The sequence below is a fragment of the Gallaecimonas kandeliae genome (assembly GCF_030450055.1).
Lineage (GTDB): Bacteria > Pseudomonadota > Gammaproteobacteria > Enterobacterales > Gallaecimonadaceae > Gallaecimonas > Gallaecimonas kandeliae.
Genome location: NZ_CP118480.1, coordinates 322,987 through 339,174, shown reverse-complemented (window position 1 = coordinate 339,174; position 16,188 = coordinate 322,987). Strand labels below are relative to the sequence as shown.

The window sequence follows — 16,188 nt, the reverse complement described above, 5'->3', positions numbered from 1 at the left end:
TAGGAAGATTTAAGCCTTGCGGCTCCTACGGTCTTGGACGAACGCCCCTTAAGGGGGCGTCGACCCATGCGAAAGCGCCAGATATTAACATATGCCGACGCTTTCGCCAATCTCTCTCAAAGCGGCTTGGATTACTGAACGTCCAGGCTGCCTTGATCGATAGAAACGCCAGCACCCATGGTGGTGGACAGGCTGACTTTCTTGATGTACTGACCTTTGGAAGTAGCGGGTTTCGCTTTCTTCAGGGCAGCCAGCAGAGCTTCCAGGTTTTCCTTCAGCTTGCCTTCTTCGAAATCAACCTTACCGATGGTGCTGTGGATGATGCCGTTCTTGTCGTTGCGGTAACGCACCTGACCAGCCTTGGCGTTCTTGACAGCCTCGGCAACGTTGGGGGTTACAGTACCGACTTTGGGGTTCGGCATCAGGCCACGGGGACCCAGGATCTGGCCCAGCATACCCACTACGCGCATGGCGTCAGGGGAAGCGATAACCACATCGAAGTCCATTTGACCGGCTTTAACCTGCTCAGCCAAATCTTCCATGCCGATGATGTCGGCACCGGCTTCTTTGGCGGCTTCGGCGTTGGCGCCTTGGGTGAACACGGCTACACGCACGCTGCGGCCAGTACCGTGGGGCAGCACGGTGGCGCCACGAACGTTCTGGTCGGATTTACGTGCGTCGATGCCCAGGTTCACGGCAACGTCAACGCTTTCAACGAACTTGGCAGTGGCCAGCTCTTTGAGCAGGGCAACGGCTTCGTTGATGGAGTAGTCTTGGGTGGCGTTGACTTTCTCACGGATGAGACGCATACGCTTGGTCAGCTTAGCCATGTCTTAGTCCTCCACTACCAGGCCCATGGAACGGGCAGAACCGGCGATGGTACGCACAGCGGCGTCCAGGTCGGAAGCGGTCAGGTCCGGCTCTTTCAGCTTGGCAATTTCTTCCAGCTGAGCACGGGTAACCTTGCCCACTTTATCAACGTGCGGCTTCTTGGAACCGCTCTTGATACCGGCAGCCTTCTTCAGCAGGAAGCTGGCAGGCGGGGTCTTGGTGATGAAAGTGAAGGAGCGGTCGCTGTAAACAGTGATGACCACAGGCAGCGGCATGCCTTTTTCCAGGGAATCGGTACGGGCGTTGAAGGCCTTACAGAATTCCATGATGTTGACGCCGTGCTGACCCAGAGCCGGGCCGATCGGCGGGCTGGGGTTAGCCATACCAGCTGCAACCTGCAGCTTGATGTAGGCCGATACTTTCTTAGCCATGATATACCTCGTTATTGGGTTCAAGCGCCTCAAAGAGGCTCCCCGTTAGGGCCCCTAAAGAAATTAGGGCAGCGAATTCTACTGAATCTCGCTGCCCCTGCCAAGCAAATTGCCGAATTTTCGTTCGTCAGCCTTTCTCGACCTGACCGAAGTCCAGCTCCACCGGGGTGGAACGACCGAAGATCATGACGGAGACCTTCAGGCGGCTCTTCTCGTAGTCCACTTCCTCGACCACGCCGTTGAAGTCGGCAAAGGGACCGTCGTTGACCCGCACCACTTCGCCGGGTTCGAACAGGGTCTTGTGGCGCGGCTTGTCCACCGCTTCCTGCAGGCGGTTGAGAATGGCGTCGGCTTCCTTGTCGGAAATCGGCGCAGGGCGGTCAGAGGTACCGCCGATGAAGCCCATGACGCGGGGAATGGAACGCACCAAGTGCCAAGACTCGTCATTCATCACCATGTGCACCAGCACATAGCCGGGGAAGAACTTGCGCTCGGACTTGCGTTTCTGGCCAGCACGCATCTCCACCACTTCTTCAGTGGGGACCAGTACATCGCCGAAGTACTCTTCCATGCCGTGCATCTTGATGTGTTCGCGCAGGGACTGGGCGACGCGGGACTCGAAGCCAGAAAAGGCCTGTACCACGTACCAACGTTTTTTCTGCTCAGACATGGGTTAAACCCTCAAACCAGTGAACCAACCGATCACACGGACCAGGATGCCGTCCATCATCCACAGCAGCAGGCCCATGACGGCCACGGCAGCCATGATGATGAGGGTAGTGTGGACAGTTTCCTGGCGGGTCGGCCAAACAACCTTACGTACCTCGGTGCGGGATTCCTTAGCAAAAGCCAGGGCTTCCTTACCCTTGCGGGTCAGAGAGGCCAGGCCAATGGCAACGGCAAAAGCCGCCACACCGACAACGGCACGGATCAGCATGGAAGCGTCTTGACCAAAGAAGTGGTTAACCACGACCAGGCCACCCAGCAGGGCTGCTATCAGTACCCACAAAACCACATCCAGCGCACTCTTCGGCTGCTGTTGATGTTCAGTATTCACATTCATCATGACCAACCTAATCAACATCCGTCGATACGAAAACCCCGCTCACAGCGGGGTCGTTCGGCAGTTGGCAGGGCAGGAGGGACTCGAACCCCCAACACCCGGTTTTGGAGACCGGTGCTCTACCAATTGAACTACTGCCCTATCCTAATCTTGCGACCTCATTAAGGCGAGGTGCCGATACTAACAGAAGCTGAAGAATATTTCCCGCAGGATCTTGGCGGGATGACTCTTTTTCTGTCGCATCAGAAAGAAGGGGCGCCGAGGCGCCCCTTCTTCTGGCAATCACCGCGATTAGGCGATGATTTTGGCTACTACGCCGGCGCCTACGGTACGGCCACCTTCGCGGATAGCGAAGCGCAGACCTTCATCCATGGCGATCGGGCAGATCAGCTCAACTACCATCTGGATGTTGTCACCAGGCATTACCATCTCTACGCCTTCCGGCAGCTCGATGGTGCCAGTCACGTCAGTGGTACGGAAGTAGAACTGCGGACGGTAGCCTTTGAAGAACGGGGTGTGACGACCACCTTCTTCTTTGCTCAGCACGTACACTTCGGATTCGAACTTGGTGTGCGGCTTGATGGAGCCCGGCTTACACAGAACCTGACCACGCTCTACTTCGTCACGCTTGGTACCACGCAGCAGAACACCTACGTTCTCACCAGCGCGGCCTTCGTCCAGCAGCTTGCGGAACATTTCAACGCCGGTACAAGTGGTCTTGGTGGTCGGGTTGATACCGACGATTTCCACTTCTTCACCAACCTTGATGATGCCTTGCTCTACACGACCGGTAACAACGGTACCACGGCCAGAGATGGAGAAGACGTCTTCCACGGGCAGGATGAACGGCTTGTCGATAGCGCGCTCCGGCTCGGGGATGTAGGTGTCCAGGGCTTCGCCCAGCTCGATGATCTTCTTCTCCCACTCGGCGTCGCCTTCCAGGGCCTTCAGGGCAGAGCCCTTGATGACCGGCAGGTCGTCACCGGGGAAGTCGTAGGCGGACAGCAGCTCGCGCACTTCCATCTCGACCAGCTCTTGCAGCTCTTCGTCATCAACCATGTCGCACTTGTTCATGAACACGATGATGTAAGGAACGCCTACCTGACGGGCCAGCAGGATGTGCTCGCGGGTCTGGGGCATCGGGCCGTCGGTAGCAGCAACCACCAGGATAGCGCCGTCCATCTGGGCAGCACCGGTGATCATGTTTTTGACGTAGTCGGCGTGGCCGGGGCAGTCAACGTGAGCGTAGTGACGGGTCGGGGTGTCGTACTCAACGTGAGAGGTGTTGATGGTGATACCACGCGCCTTTTCTTCCGGGGCGTTGTCGATCTGGTCGAACGCCTTGGCGGAACCACCGTAGGTCTTGGCCAGTACGGAGGTGATGGCGGCAGTCAGGGTGGTTTTACCGTGGTCAACGTGACCGATGGTACCCACGTTGACGTGCGGTTTCGTACGTTCAAATTTTTCTTTAGACATGATAGTCCCTCGGTTCACAGTGTGACGGACCCAGAGCCCGCCTTTAAAGTTGCATGCTTAAGAAAGTTATTATGGCTTGAAAGGCAGGGAGGGAAAAGTGGTGCTGATAGGCAGATTCGAACTGCCGACCTCACCCTTACCAAGGGTGCGCTCTACCAACTGAGCTATATCAGCGCACATTTTTTGATTGGAGCGGGCAGCGGGAATCGAACCCGCATCATCAGCTTGGAAGGCTGAGGTAATAGCCATTATACGATGCCCGCTAATTGTCCCTTGAGAGGCTACCTCAAACCATGAATATGGTGGTGGGGGAAGGATTCGAACCTTCGAAGGCTGAGCCGTCAGATTTACAGTCTGATCCCTTTGGCCACTCGGGAACCCCACCAAATTGTCCTGGCCTGATTTGAGCGTTTGCTACGCTTCGGGCCGGTCAGAAGCCCTTTAAGTGGAGCGCATTCTAAGAGAAGGAGGAAGTGAGGGCAATAGGCAGGGGGCGCATTTATGTTGCAAAAGCACCCATTTGAGCAAATTTCACACTACCGAGAATGGCTGTAGAGGGCCAATCCTTCCAAGACCAGATCCGGCCTTCGCTCGCCCAGGCTCAAGCTGGATGGAGGCAAATGGCGTAGGCCGCCTCCCGTCATCAGCACCCTGACTGATTGCCTCAGGCTGTCCTCGGCAACCTTGATGGCCTCATGGACGAAGCCAGCAACCATGGCCTGGCAGCCACCGTTCAGTCCTAGTCCGGTGTTAATCCCGAATGCCAGTTCACCTTGGCTCGCCTCGTAGTCGAGCACCTTGGCGGTGTGGCTCAGTACGGCCTCTGTCATCATGGCGAATCCCGGCGCTATCCAACCGCCTCGATGGCGCCCCTGGTCATCCACCAGGTCGGCCGTGGCGGCAGTGCCGATATCGAGCACCAGGCTGGCCTTATGACCCTCATTAAAAGCGGCAAGCATGGCCAGCCAACGATCGACGCCCAGGCGCCCAGCCTCGGGATAGGCGTTGGTAACCCCAAAGGCTGAAGCTTCAGCAACCACACGCCTGGCATCCAGCCCCAACGCCCTGGCAAATGCCTCCAGCTCACCGGCGACTGTTTCCTGCCCTACACAGGCGTAACAGAGTCGCTCGCTGTCAGGAGGCAGGCTGGCTTCAAGCTTCGCCAGCTCTCCATACCCAAAACGTCCCAAAGGAAGGAGTTGCCTCCCCTCCTCCAGAGCTGCTTTCAGATAGCTGTTGCCAACTTCAACCAGTAGCGCTGTCATAGCTCCTCATAGAGAGTTCGCCGCCATAGATGCGGCTGACCTTGCCGCCTGCCTCCAACAGCAGGGCCCCGTCGCTTTCGATACCACGGCAGATCCCCACCTGCTGACTCTGCTCGTTCTTGAGCACCACGGCCTGCCCCCAGAAACAGTCCAGGCGGTTCCAGTCATCCACAAAAGCAGCCAGCCCTTTCTCAGAGAAGAGGGTCAAGGACTGGCGCAGGCGGCTGATCACATCTACGGCCAGTTGAGTCCTATCGATAGGCTGGTTGTAGATCTGTTGCAGATCTGTCCAAGGCTGGTCCACCTGCCTAGCCGCCTCCATGGGCATGGCGACATTGAGGCCAACGCCAATGATAATGTTCACCGGGCCGTTAGCCTGCCCAACCAGCTCAACCAGGATGCCACCCAATTTACGGCCGTTGTGATAGAGATCATTAGGCCATTTCAGGCGGACACCGTCACCCAGGCTGTCATTGATGGCATTAGCCACAGCAACACCGGCAACCAGGCTGAGCCCCTGTAGTGCAGCATGACCACTGTCCAGCTGCCAGAACAGGCTGAAGTATAGATGGGCACCAAAGGGGGATACCCAGTTATGGCCCCTCCTGCCGCGCCCCGCAGTCTGGCATTCAGCCAGTACGACAGCGCCATTCTGCACCGCGCCTTCGGCTTTCAGCACATCGTTGGTAGAGCCTACCTCAGACCAGAGCCAAAGCGGTTCGCCCAGGCTCTCCTTGAGCTTTGCTTCATCAAGCAAGGACAAGGGGGATGCCAGGCGGTAACCTTTTCCTTTAACGCTGAAGATATCAAGACCGAGTCGGCGCAATTCTGCCATTCGCTTAGAGATGGAAGCGCGGGAAAGGGACAGCATCTCCCCCAACTCCTCACCTGAGTGGAAACGCCCATCAGCAAGCTGACTCAACAGCAGCTGATTGGCGGGATCGAGTTTTTTCATTTGGACGCATCTAAATTTTAAAGTGTGATTTCCCCCGAAGCGCCGATCAGTCTTATTTCGGGTGTCAGCAGTACGCCGAACTTGGCTTGGACATCCATCCTGATGCTCCTGGCCAGTTCCAATACCTCTGCCGCCTTGGCCTGGCCATGATTGACCAGTACCAGTGCCTGATGCTCATGCACACCGGCACCACCCAGACGTTGCCCTTTCCAGCCTGCCTTGTCGATAAACCAGGCAGCAGGAACCTTGACTTGGTTCGGACCTGTCACGAATCCCGGCAGATCGGGATGGAGCTCTTTAAGCGCTTCGAATGATGTTCTTGTTATTGTTGGATTTTTATAGAAACTACCGGCATTACCCAATTGAGAGGGATCAGGTAATTTGGTCGTTCTCACCGTCTTTACCAGCTCGCTAACCTGGTGCGGTGTGACCTCATCATAAGCCAGTTGTGTCAGTGGTGCATAGTCCAGCACCGCCTGCCAGGCTTTCTCCAGTCGCAAACCGACCGCCGTGATCAGCGTTTGCCCCTTAAGTTCCTGTTTGAAAATAGAGTCCCGGTAACCAAAGTGGCATTCGCTGGCGGTCAGGCGGCGCTGTTCGCCTGTCGTCAGATCCAGGAAATCCACGTAGTCGCAGCGCGGGGCCAGTTCCAGGCCATAGGCCCCAATGTTCTGGATGGGAGCCGCCCCGACAGTGCCGGGAATAAGGGTTAGGTTTTCCAAGCCACCCATCCCCTTAGCAAGGGTCCAGTCAACCAAAGCAGGCCAGGACTCCCCCGCTGCTACATGCAGCAGCCAGGCCTCTTCGGTTTCACGGACCTCAATCCCCTTCAGCCGGTTCAGCAGTACTGCCCCTTGGAAATCCTCGCAGAACAGCACATTGGAACCACCCCCCAAAGGCAGTAAAGGCTCATCCTTCTCGATGACAGCCGGCAGTGCGTCCAACTGCGCCTTGTCATCGAGGATCAGGAGCTTTTTTGCCTGGGCATCCAAGCCAAAGGTATTGAGGTGGCTCAGGGGGGCGTTGTTGAGGATCTGCATCGTTACGGCCGGCAGTCAAAGGGCGTCCAGTGTATCCAAGAGTCGGAAAACGAAAAAGCCCCGGTCATAGACCGGGGCTTGCTCGTTTATGGTGCTGATAGGCAGATTCGAACTGCCGACCTCACCCTTACCAAGGGTGCGCTCTACCAACTGAGCTATATCAGCACACTCAATTAGGTGCCTGGCGGTGACCTACTCTCACATGGCGAATGCCACACTACCATCGGCGCGGCTGCGTTTCACTTCTGAGTTCGGAATGGGTTCAGGTGGTTCCACAGCGCTATTGCCGCCAGGCGAATTCATTTAAGTCCGCCCTTGCGGGCCAACTTATTCAATTCGGATTAGCTGATAACAATGCTTTGAGTTTCTCGCCTTCTTTGGCGTCCTACAAAACCCTTTGGGTGTTGTATGGTTAAGCCGCACGGGCAATTAGTACTGGTTAGCTCAACGTATCACTACGCTTACACACCCAGCCTATCAACGTCGTAGTCTTCAACGACCCTTTAGGAGACTCGAAGTCTCAGGGATGACTCATCTCAGGGCTCGCTTCCCGCTTAGATGCTTTCAGCGGTTATCGATTCCGAACTTAGCTACCGGGCAGTGCCACTGGCGTGACAACCCGAACACCAGAGGTTCGTTCACTCCGGTCCTCTCGTACTAGGAGCAACACCCTCAATCATCCAACGCCCACGGCAGATAGGGACCGAACTGTCTCACGACGTTCTGAACCCAGCTCGCGTACCACTTTAAATGGCGAACAGCCATACCCTTGGGACCGACTTCAGCCCCAGGATGTGATGAGCCGACATCGAGGTGCCAAACACCGCCGTCGATATGAACTCTTGGGCGGTATCAGCCTGTTATCCCCGGAGTACCTTTTATCCGTTGAGCGATGGCCCTTCCATTCAGAACCACCGGATCACTATGACCTACTTTCGTACCTGCTCGACGTGTCAGTCTCGCAGTTAAGCTGGCTTATGCCATTGCACTAACCTCCTGATGTCCGACCAGGATTAGCCAACCTTCGTGCTCCTCCGTTACTCTTTGGGAGGAGACCGCCCCAGTCAAACTACCCACCAGACACTGTCCTCAACCCGGATAACGGGTCTAAGTTAGAACATCAAACATACCAGGGTGGTATTTCAAGGTTGGCTCCACCAGAACTGGCGTCCTGGTTTCATAGCCTCCCACCTATCCTACACAAGTAGGCTCAATGTTCAGTGTCAAGCTGTAGTAAAGGTTCACGGGGTCTTTCCGTCTAGCCGCGGGTACACTGCATCTTCACAGCGAATTCAATTTCACTGAGTCTCGGGTGGAGACAGCGTGGCCATGGTTACACCATTCGTGCAGGTCGGAACTTACCCGACAAGGAATTTCGCTACCTTAGGACCGTTATAGTTACGGCCGCCGTTTACCGGGGCTTCGATCAAGAGCTTCACCTTACGGCTAACCCCATCAATTAACCTTCCGGCACCGGGCAGGTGTCACACCGTATACGTCCTCTTTCGAGTTTGCACAGTGCTGTGTTTTTGATAAACAGTCCCAGCCACCTGGTCACTGCGACTCTCGTCTGCTTACGGAGCAAGTCCTTCACAAACAAGAGCGTACCTTCTCCCGAAGTTACGGTACTATTTTGCCTAGTTCCTTCACCCGAGTTCTCTCAAGCGCCTTGGTATTCTCTACCTGACCACCAGTGTTGGTTTGGGGTACGGTTCCTATGCAACTGAAGCTTAGAGGCTTTTCCTGGAAGCGTGGCATCAACAGCTTCGTCACCGTAGTGACTCGTCTCGTGTCTCGACTTATAGGGACCCGGATTTGCCTAAGTCCCCAGCCTACGCACTTTCACATGGACAACCAACGCCATGCCTGCCTAGCCTTCTCCGTCCCCCATCGCATTGCATAGAAGTACAGAAATATTAATCTGTTTCCCATCGACTACGGCTTTCGCCCTCGCCTTAGGACGACTCACCCTGCCCCGATTAACGTTGGACAGGAACCCTTGGTCTTCCGGCGAGCGGGTTTTTCACCCGCTTTAACGTTACTCATGTCAGCATTCGCACTTCTGATACCTCCAGCATGCCTCCCGACACACCTTCACAGGCTTACAGAACGCTCCTCTACCGCTCACACAGTGTGTGAACCCGTAGCTTCGGTGCATAGCTTAGCCCCGTTACATCTTCCGCGCAGACCGACTCGACTAGTGAGCTATTACGCTTTCTTTAAAGGGTGGCTGCTTCTAAGCCAACCTCCTAGCTGTCTAAGCCTTTCCACATCGTTTCCCACTTAGCTATGACTTTGGGACCTTAGCTGACGGTCTGGGTTGTTTCCCTTTTGACGACGGACGTTAGCACCCGCCGTCTGTCTCCCGGATAGTACTCTTGGGTATTCGGAGTTTGCATGGGTTTGGTAAGTCGGGATGACCCCCTAGCCCAAACAGTGCTCTACCCCCCAAGGTATTCGTCCGAGGCGCTACCTAAATAGCTTTCGAGGAGAACCAGCTATCTCCCGGTTTGATTGGCCTTTCACCCCTAATCACAGGTCATCCCCTACTTTTGCAACAGTAGTGGGTTCGGTCCTCCAGTACCTGTTACGGCACCTTCAACCTGCCCATGACTAGATCACCGGGTTTCGGGTCTATACCTTGCGACTGGACGCCCAGTTAAGACTCGGTTTCCCTACGGCTCCCTATTCGGTTAACCTCGCCACAAAATATAAGTCGCTGACCCATTATACAAAAGGTACGCAGTCACCCCGAAGGGCTCCTACTGCTTGTACGTACAGGGTTTCAGGTTCTATTTCACTCCCCTCGCCGGGGTTCTTTTCGCCTTTCCCTCACGGTACTGGTTCACTATCGGTCAGTTGGGAGTATTTAGCCTTGGAGGATGGTCCCCCCATATTCAGTCAAGATACCACGTGTCCCGACCTACTCATCGTATGCAACAATACCTGGCATTTCATGTACGGGACTATCACCCTGTGTCGTCGGCCTTTCCATACCGTTCCACTATACCAAGCACTGATAAACACACTGGGCTCTTTCCCGTTCGCTCGCCGCTACTGAGGAAATCTCGTTTGATTTCTTTTCCTCGGGGTACTTAGATGTTTCAGTTCTCCCGGTTCGCCTCATTACGCTATGTATTCACGTAATGATACTTGCTTATGCAAGTGGGTTTCCCCATTCGGAAATCATTGGCTCAAGCGGTTCTTATCACCTCACCAATGCTTATCGCAGATTAGCACGTCCTTCATCGCCTCCAACTGCCTAGGCATCCACCCTGTACGCTTAGTCACTTAACCATACAACCCCGAAGGGTTTCGCTTGGTCTTTCGTTTTCATGCGGCCTTGTCTTCCTCGCTCAGGCGGTCATGTACCGAAGTACACTTCCTTCTTCGCTCGTCGACGGCGTTGCCTGAAATCGAAATCCCGGCGCGAACATATTTCCCGTTAATGGAAATATCCGTATGTGACTAACACCTGGTTTTCGCCGGACGCTCAAAGTAAATTGAGAATCTCGTTTAAATTGCAGTGTTATCAGCTTTCCGAATTGTTAAAGAGCAAGGCTTAAAAAAGCCTAAGGTAAATTCTTCAATTTAACTTAGGCATTTCAAAATGGCGTCCCCTAGGGGATTCGAACCCCTGTTACCGCCGTGAAAGGGCGGTGTCCTAGGCCTCTAGACGAAGGGGACATCTATTATGGTGGAGCTAAGCGGGATCGAACCGCTGACCTCCTGCGTGCAAAGCAGGCGCTCTCCCAGCTGAGCTATAGCCCCATAAAGTGTGGTGGGTCTGAGTGGACTTGAACCACCGACCTCACCCTTATCAGGGTGCGCTCTAACCAGCTGAGCTACAGACCCACACTTGTATTCGCTCTTACCTGATCCAAGTAATCTGTGTGGACACTGCGCAGCGGCAGTCTCTTTTAGTAAGGAGGTGATCCAGCCGCAGGTTCCCCTACGGCTACCTTGTTACGACTTCACCCCAGTCATGAACCACACCGTGGTAAACGCCCTCCCGAAGGTTAAGCTATCTACTTCTGGTGCAGCCCACTCCCATGGTGTGACGGGCGGTGTGTACAAGGCCCGGGAACGTATTCACCGCAGCATTCTGATCTGCGATTACTAGCGATTCCGACTTCACGGAGTCGAGTTGCAGACTCCGATCCGGACTACGACGCGCTTTATGAGATCCGCTCACTGTCGCCAGCTTGCATCCCTCTGTACGCGCCATTGTAGCACGTGTGTAGCCCTACTCGTAAGGGCCATGATGACTTGACGTCGTCCCCACCTTCCTCCGGTTTATCACCGGCAGTCTCCTTTGAGTTCCCGCCATTACGCGCTGGCAACAAAGGACAAGGGTTGCGCTCGTTGCGGGACTTAACCCAACATTTCACAACACGAGCTGACGACAGCCATGCAGCACCTGTCTCAGAGTTCCCGAAGGCACCAATCCATCTCTGGAAAGTTCTCTGGATGTCAAGAGTAGGTAAGGTTCTTCGCGTTGCATCGAATTAAACCACATGCTCCACCGCTTGTGCGGGCCCCCGTCAATTCATTTGAGTTTTAACCTTGCGGCCGTACTCCCCAGGCGGTCAACTTAACGCGTTAGCTCCGGAGTCCACGTTTCAAGAACACAAACTCCAAGTTGACATCGTTTACGGCGTGGACTACCAGGGTATCTAATCCTGTTTGCTCCCCACGCTTTCGCACCTGAGCGTCAGTCTTTGGCCAGGGGGTCGCCTTCGCCACTGATGTTCCTTCCGATCTCTACGCATTTCACCGCTACACCGGAAATTCCACCCCCCTCTCCAAGACTCTAGTTAGCCAGTCTTAAATGCAATTCCCAGGTTAAGCCCGGGGCTTTCACATCTAACTTAACTAACCGCCTGCGTGCGCTTTACGCCCAGTAATTCCGATTAACGCTTGCACCCTCCGTATTACCGCGGCTGCTGGCACGGAGTTAGCCGGTGCTTCTTCTGCGAGTAACGTCACAGGAACCAGGTATTAACTAGCCCCCTTTCCTCCTCGCTGAAAGTGCTTTACAACCCGAAGGCCTTCTTCACACACGCGGCATGGCTGGATCAGGCTTGCGCCCATTGTCCAATATTCCCCACTGCTGCCTCCCGTAGGAGTCTGGGCCGTGTCTCAGTCCCAGTGTGGCTGATCATCCTCTCAGACCAGCTAGGGATCGTCGCCTTGGTGAGCCGTTACCTCACCAACTAGCTAATCCCACGTAGGCGCATCCGATAGCAAGAGGCCCGAAGGTCCCCCTCTTTGGTCCGTAGACATCATGCGGTATTAGCCATCGTTTCCAATGGTTATCCCCCACTATCGGGCAGCTCCCTACGCATTACTCACCCGTCCGCCGCTCTCAAGGGAAGCAAGCTCCCCTCTACCGCTCGACTTGCATGTGTTAAGCCTGCCGCCAGCGTTCAATCTGAGCCATGATCAAACTCTTCAATTAAAAGCGTTTGATGCTCAATGAATTGCTGAAGTGTTGAACACTCAACTTCATCGAGTAAATCTCAATATTTCGAGAACTTACCCTCTGCGAGTGCCCACACAGATTACTTGGATTCTATTGTTAAAGAGCGTCGCTCTGCTCGAGCGAGGAGGCGCATTCTACCGCCTCCATATTCAGTGTCAAGCCCTTTCGCTTCACACCCAAACTTCCGATTTCGAGGCTTTCGACTCAATCTCCGAAGCGGACCGCCATTCTACTCGCTTATCTCTTCCGGTCAAGGGCCTTTTTGACCCGGCTTCACAGCCTTCCCTTCAGCGCTTTCCCTTGGCGACGGAGCGGCATTATAGGGAGGCCGTTTTCATTCGCAAGATCTTTTTGAGCCACTTGAATCGATCGCCGAAAACTTCGCCTAAGGGCCTCTTCTTTGCGCATCGATGTAAATAAAGTTAACATCTGCCGCGTTATCTTTATCAACGCTGCTGTATCCATATACATAATCAATGAGCCAAACCATGCCTTCTATCATTATTCTTATCGTGCTTGCCGTCCTGGGATACTTCCTGTCGCTCCTTATCCCGGCCGGTTCCGCCCCTCAAGGCCTTTTCTTTGCCGCTGGCATCCTCTTGGGTGGCCTGGCAATGTACCTGCTCACCCGCCCCAAGACCCAAGCCAGCGGTACCGAGGACGCCACCACTGTCACTCTTTATGTAGGTAACCTGCCCTACCGAGCCAATGAGCAAGCGGTGCAACAGGCCTTCGAGCGTTTCGGCAAAGTCGTCTCAGTACGACTGATGAAAGACCGGCAGACGGGCCGCCGCCGTGGCTTCGGTTTTGTCGAGATGCTCAAGGAAGATGCCCAGGCCGCCATCAAGGGCCTGAACGATGCCCAGTTCCAAGACAGGACCCTAAAGGTCAGGGAAGCCAAGGATCGCAAGGAGCAAGAAGAAGATTAAAGCGGCAAATACTCGGGTACGGCATCCGGGAGGAGCCAATCCTTGAGTAGCGCCAGCCCTTTGGGCTGTGGTGCCGTGTGATAAAGGTGGCTAAGGCCACCTTTTTTTATGCCAGCCCCAGCCCCCAGCAAGCTCTGTACCCGCCGGGCTATGGCCTCTCCGGAATCCACCAGCACCACTTCAGGTCCCAACACCAGGCTCAACTCTTCCTTTAATAGAGGAAAGTGGGTGCAGCCCAGTATGACGGTGTCAGGCCCCTGTTCACCAAGCCAGGGGGCCATTATGGCTTCGAGTCTTTGCAAGTCCAGGGTTTCACCACGCAGTTTCTGCTCCGCCATCAACACCAGCTCACTGGAGCCGAGGCGTAACATGGCTTTGCCCTGGGCGAAGTCCTTTTCCAGTTGCCGGGTATAGGGCCTGTTGACGGTGCCGGGCGTGGCCAGGAGGCCGATACGGCCGGAGCGAGTCAGCAGCGCCGCCGGCTTGATGGCCGGTACCACGCCGACGATGGGGAAGTCGAAACGGGCACGCAAGGCAGGAAGCACCAGGGTGGAGGCCGTGTTACAGGCCACCACGGCCAGCTTGACGGCGTGGCGGTTCAGGACCTGTTCGAATACCGCCAGCACCCGGGCCACCAGCACCTCCTCTGCCAGCTCTCCATAAGGAAAGGCGGCATCGTCCATGGCATAGATGGCTTCTTCTTCCGGCAGGCGCTGGTGCACCTCCTGCCAGACGGAAAGACCGCCAACACCGGAATCGAAGAAGAAAAGCTGGCTCATGCGCTGTTGTTTTGAAAACCCTGTCGAATGGCGCCCAGTTTATCAGGACTGGACATTGAGTGCGCCTTGCCTATTATTTGCCTCCCGATAGAGGAGGCAAGCATGCAAAAGCCGGGTGCGGTATACCCCGAACACTATGACGCCCAACTGGCGGACAAGGCCCAGCGCCTGAGCGCCCTGATGGCCCCCTTCGGCGCCCCAGCGCCCGAAGTCTTTGCCTCCAGGCCCAGCCACTACCGGATGCGGGCCGAGTTCAGGGTCTGGCACCAAGGAGACGACCTCTACTACATCATGTTCGACCAGGAAAACCATGAGCGGATCCGGGTCGACCACTATCCCATGGGCAGCCAGCTCATCAACGCGCTGATGCCCGCCGTCATCGAACTGCTCAAGCCCAATACCCTGTTACGCAAGAAGCTGTTCCAAGTGGAGTTCCTCACCAGCCAGAGCGGCGAAGCCGTGATCAGCCTGCTCTACCACAAGCCACTGACAGATGAATGGGAAGTGGAAGCCAGGCAGCTGAGGGACAAACTGCAGCAGTATGGCCGGGTGGACCTCATCGGCCGCGCCAAGAAGCAGAAGAAGGTACTGGACCGGGACTTCGTGGTGGAGAAGCTGGACGTCAAGGGCCGCACTTGGACCTTCCAGCAGGTGGAGAACAGCTTCACCCAACCCAACGCCGGCATCAATGAAAAGATGCTGGGCTGGGCGCTGGACTGCACGGCCGGCATCGGCGGCGATCTGCTGGAACTCTATTGCGGCAACGGCAACTTCACCCTGCCGCTGGCCAGCCAATTTGACAAGGTGCTGGCCACGGAGATCGCCACCACGTCGGTGGCCTCCGCCCAGTACAACATGCGCGCCAACGGCGTGGACAACGTCACGGTAGCCCGCCTGGCTGCCGAGGAATTCACCGAGGCCATGGAAGGGAAAAGGGAGTTCCGCCGCCTCAAGGGTGTCGATCTCAAGGCCTTCGATTGCCGCACCATAGTGGTGGATCCGCCCCGCGCCGGTCTGGACCCGGCCACCGAGCAACTGGTGTCGGGCTACCAGTACATCCTCTATATCTCCTGCAACCCGGAGACCCTGGCCAAGAACCTGGAGACCCTCTGCAAGACCCACCAGGTGGCCAGACTGGCACTCTTCGACCAGTTCCCCTACAGCCACCATATGGAATCCGGCGTCTGGCTGGTCAAACGCTGAGCAAAAAGGCCGGTTGACCCCGGCCTTTTTTGTTAAGCATTTGACCCTCAAGCAACTGCGTAATAGCTTGGTGCCATTGTCACCAAAGGGATATGGGCCATGTGGGACTTTTTTCTGGCCAACGCCAACCTGCCTTTCAGCCTCGCCTTCACGCTGCTCTGCGCCCTGGGCCTGATCCAGGTCTTGGGCCTGGTATTGGGTTTCAGTGCCGGCGAAGCCATGGACTCCAGCCTTCCCGACCTGGACATCGACGATCCCGGCATCCTCAGCCAAGCCTTTGGCTGGCTCTGCTTCGGACGCCTCCCTTTCCTCATCTGGTTGATGCTCTGGTTGCTGCTGTTCGCCCTACTGGGCTGGGGCCTGCAATGGCTGGCGCTGGACCTGCGCGGCGCCTACCTGCCCCGCATATTGTCCGGCCTGGGCGCCCTGCTGCTGTCCCTGCCCTTGCAACGCTCCCTGGGCCAGGCCCTGGCCAGGGTGCTACCCAACAGCGAATCCTCTGCCGTTTCCCAACAGGAGCTCATCGGCCTGGTGGGTGAAATAGTGCTGGGCTCTGCCAGCCGCAGTCAGGCCGCCGAAGTGGCGGTGGTGGACAAACAAGGGCTCAAACACTACGTCATGGCCAAGCCCTATGACGATCTGCTGCTGGAACAGGGGGAACAGGTTTTGCTGTTCGACCTGGAAGACGGCATTTATCTGGTAAGCCCTTATCCGGGCTGAGTACAAGGAAG

Annotated in this window: 12 protein-coding genes, 8 tRNA genes and 3 rRNA genes; 3 read left to right on the top strand and 20 right to left on the bottom strand. The window is 55.9% G+C overall.

The window, feature by feature from the left end:
* Positions 1–131 precede the first annotated feature (131 nt).
* The 19 genes from rplA to PVT67_RS01455 form a co-directional block, all read right to left on the bottom strand.
* Positions 132–830: a 50S ribosomal protein L1 gene (gene rplA / locus PVT67_RS01545; protein ID WP_301497112.1), complete on the bottom strand. Its 699-nt coding sequence runs from the start codon at positions 828–830 to the stop codon at positions 132–134.
* A gap of 3 nt (positions 831–833) precedes the next feature.
* Positions 834–1,262, bottom strand: coding sequence for a 50S ribosomal protein L11 (rplK, locus tag PVT67_RS01540; RefSeq protein ID WP_301497109.1), 429 nt, complete (start codon positions 1,260–1,262; stop codon positions 834–836).
* Positions 1,263–1,389: 127 nt separating this feature from the next.
* Positions 1,390–1,932, bottom strand: coding sequence for a transcription termination/antitermination protein NusG (gene nusG, locus PVT67_RS01535; protein ID WP_301497107.1), 543 nt, complete (start codon positions 1,930–1,932; stop codon positions 1,390–1,392).
* Positions 1,933–1,935: 3 nt separating this feature from the next.
* Positions 1,936–2,325: a preprotein translocase subunit SecE gene (gene secE / locus PVT67_RS01530; RefSeq protein ID WP_301499625.1), complete on the bottom strand. Its 390-nt coding sequence runs from the start codon at positions 2,323–2,325 to the stop codon at positions 1,936–1,938.
* A gap of 65 nt (positions 2,326–2,390) precedes the next feature.
* A tRNA-Trp gene (locus PVT67_RS01525) sits at positions 2,391–2,466 on the bottom strand.
* A gap of 150 nt (positions 2,467–2,616) precedes the next feature.
* Positions 2,617–3,801 carry an elongation factor Tu gene (gene tuf / locus PVT67_RS01520; RefSeq protein WP_301497104.1) on the bottom strand — a complete coding sequence of 395 codons (1,185 nt, stop codon included), beginning with the start codon at positions 3,799–3,801 and terminating at the stop codon, positions 2,617–2,619.
* A gap of 98 nt (positions 3,802–3,899) precedes the next feature.
* Positions 3,900–3,975, bottom strand: a tRNA-Thr gene (locus PVT67_RS01515).
* A gap of 14 nt (positions 3,976–3,989) precedes the next feature.
* A tRNA-Gly gene (locus tag PVT67_RS01510) sits at positions 3,990–4,064 on the bottom strand.
* Between the two features lie 37 nt (positions 4,065–4,101).
* Positions 4,102–4,186 (bottom strand) — tRNA-Tyr (locus tag PVT67_RS01505).
* A gap of 151 nt (positions 4,187–4,337) precedes the next feature.
* Positions 4,338–5,066: a type III pantothenate kinase gene (locus PVT67_RS01500; RefSeq protein WP_301497102.1), complete on the bottom strand. Its 729-nt coding sequence runs from the start codon at positions 5,064–5,066 to the stop codon at positions 4,338–4,340.
* Positions 5,047–6,021, bottom strand: a complete 975-nt coding sequence (gene birA / locus PVT67_RS01495) for a bifunctional biotin--[acetyl-CoA-carboxylase] ligase/biotin operon repressor BirA (protein WP_301497100.1) — start codon at positions 6,019–6,021, stop codon at positions 5,047–5,049. The genes PVT67_RS01500 and birA overlap by 20 nt, the downstream gene beginning before the upstream one ends.
* A 17-nt stretch (positions 6,022–6,038) precedes the next feature.
* Positions 6,039–7,061 carry a UDP-N-acetylmuramate dehydrogenase gene (gene murB, locus PVT67_RS01490; protein WP_301497098.1) on the bottom strand — a complete coding sequence of 341 codons (1,023 nt, stop codon included), beginning with the start codon at positions 7,059–7,061 and terminating at the stop codon, positions 6,039–6,041.
* 89 nt (positions 7,062–7,150) lie between these two features.
* Positions 7,151–7,226: transfer RNA gene (locus PVT67_RS01485), tRNA-Thr, on the bottom strand.
* A 14-nt stretch (positions 7,227–7,240) separates the two neighbouring features.
* Positions 7,241–7,355 (bottom strand): 5S ribosomal RNA (rrf, locus tag PVT67_RS01480).
* 114 nt (positions 7,356–7,469) lie between these two features.
* Positions 7,470–10,358: ribosomal RNA gene (locus tag PVT67_RS01475) — 23S ribosomal RNA — on the bottom strand.
* 314 nt (positions 10,359–10,672) lie between these two features.
* Positions 10,673–10,748, bottom strand: a tRNA-Glu gene (locus PVT67_RS01470).
* A gap of 8 nt (positions 10,749–10,756) precedes the next feature.
* A tRNA-Ala gene (locus PVT67_RS01465) sits at positions 10,757–10,832 on the bottom strand.
* A gap of 8 nt (positions 10,833–10,840) precedes the next feature.
* Positions 10,841–10,916: transfer RNA gene (locus tag PVT67_RS01460), tRNA-OTHER, on the bottom strand.
* 69 nt (positions 10,917–10,985) lie between these two features.
* Positions 10,986–12,522: ribosomal RNA gene (locus PVT67_RS01455) — 16S ribosomal RNA — on the bottom strand.
* Together the 16S, 23S and 5S rRNA genes with 4 tRNA genes alongside form the textbook arrangement of a ribosomal RNA operon.
* 512 nt (positions 12,523–13,034) lie before the next feature.
* Between PVT67_RS01455 and PVT67_RS01450 the strand changes: the two genes are divergently transcribed.
* The gene (locus PVT67_RS01450) at positions 13,035–13,475 is read left to right on the top strand and encodes an RNA recognition motif domain-containing protein (RefSeq protein WP_301497096.1); all 441 of its coding nucleotides are present in this window, start codon (positions 13,035–13,037) and stop codon (positions 13,473–13,475) included.
* On the opposite strand, the gene murI is transcribed toward PVT67_RS01450, so the two are convergent.
* Positions 13,472–14,254: a glutamate racemase gene (murI, locus tag PVT67_RS01445; protein WP_301497094.1), complete on the bottom strand. Its 783-nt coding sequence runs from the start codon at positions 14,252–14,254 to the stop codon at positions 13,472–13,474. The genes PVT67_RS01450 and murI overlap by 4 nt on opposite strands.
* A gap of 102 nt (positions 14,255–14,356) precedes the next feature.
* Between murI and trmA the strand changes: the two genes are divergently transcribed.
* The gene (gene trmA / locus PVT67_RS01440) at positions 14,357–15,457 is read left to right on the top strand and encodes a tRNA (uridine(54)-C5)-methyltransferase TrmA (RefSeq protein ID WP_301497092.1); all 1,101 of its coding nucleotides are present in this window, start codon (positions 14,357–14,359) and stop codon (positions 15,455–15,457) included.
* A gap of 99 nt (positions 15,458–15,556) precedes the next feature.
* The gene (locus tag PVT67_RS01435) at positions 15,557–16,177 is read left to right on the top strand and encodes an OB-fold-containig protein (RefSeq protein WP_301497091.1); all 621 of its coding nucleotides are present in this window, start codon (positions 15,557–15,559) and stop codon (positions 16,175–16,177) included.
* Positions 16,178–16,188 lie beyond the last annotated feature (11 nt).

Excerpts from the sequence above, each read along its gene's own strand:
- tuf (WP_301497104.1), bottom strand. The coding sequence starts at position 3,801 with ATGTCTAAAGAAAAATTTGAACGTACGAAACCGCACGTCAACGTGGGT.
- murI (WP_301497094.1), bottom strand. The coding sequence starts at position 14,254 with ATGAGCCAGCTTTTCTTCTTCGATTCCGGTGTTGGCGGTCTTTCCGTC.
- PVT67_RS01500 (WP_301497102.1), bottom strand. The coding sequence starts at position 5,066 with ATGACAGCGCTACTGGTTGAAGTTGGCAACAGCTATCTGAAAGCAGCT.
- rplK (WP_301497109.1), bottom strand. The coding sequence starts at position 1,262 with ATGGCTAAGAAAGTATCGGCCTACATCAAGCTGCAGGTTGCAGCTGGT.
- birA (WP_301497100.1), bottom strand. The coding sequence starts at position 6,021 with ATGAAAAAACTCGATCCCGCCAATCAGCTGCTGTTGAGTCAGCTTGCT.
- trmA (WP_301497092.1), top strand. The coding sequence starts at position 14,357 with ATGCAAAAGCCGGGTGCGGTATACCCCGAACACTATGACGCCCAACTG.
- secE (WP_301499625.1), bottom strand. The coding sequence starts at position 2,325 with ATGAATGTGAATACTGAACATCAACAGCAGCCGAAGAGTGCGCTGGAT.
- PVT67_RS01450 (WP_301497096.1), top strand. The coding sequence starts at position 13,035 with ATGCCTTCTATCATTATTCTTATCGTGCTTGCCGTCCTGGGATACTTC.
- rplA (WP_301497112.1), bottom strand. The coding sequence starts at position 830 with ATGGCTAAGCTGACCAAGCGTATGCGTCTCATCCGTGAGAAAGTCAAC.
- nusG (WP_301497107.1), bottom strand. The coding sequence starts at position 1,932 with ATGTCTGAGCAGAAAAAACGTTGGTACGTGGTACAGGCCTTTTCTGGC.
- PVT67_RS01435 (WP_301497091.1), top strand. The coding sequence starts at position 15,557 with ATGTGGGACTTTTTTCTGGCCAACGCCAACCTGCCTTTCAGCCTCGCC.
- murB (WP_301497098.1), bottom strand. The coding sequence starts at position 7,061 with ATGCAGATCCTCAACAACGCCCCCCTGAGCCACCTCAATACCTTTGGC.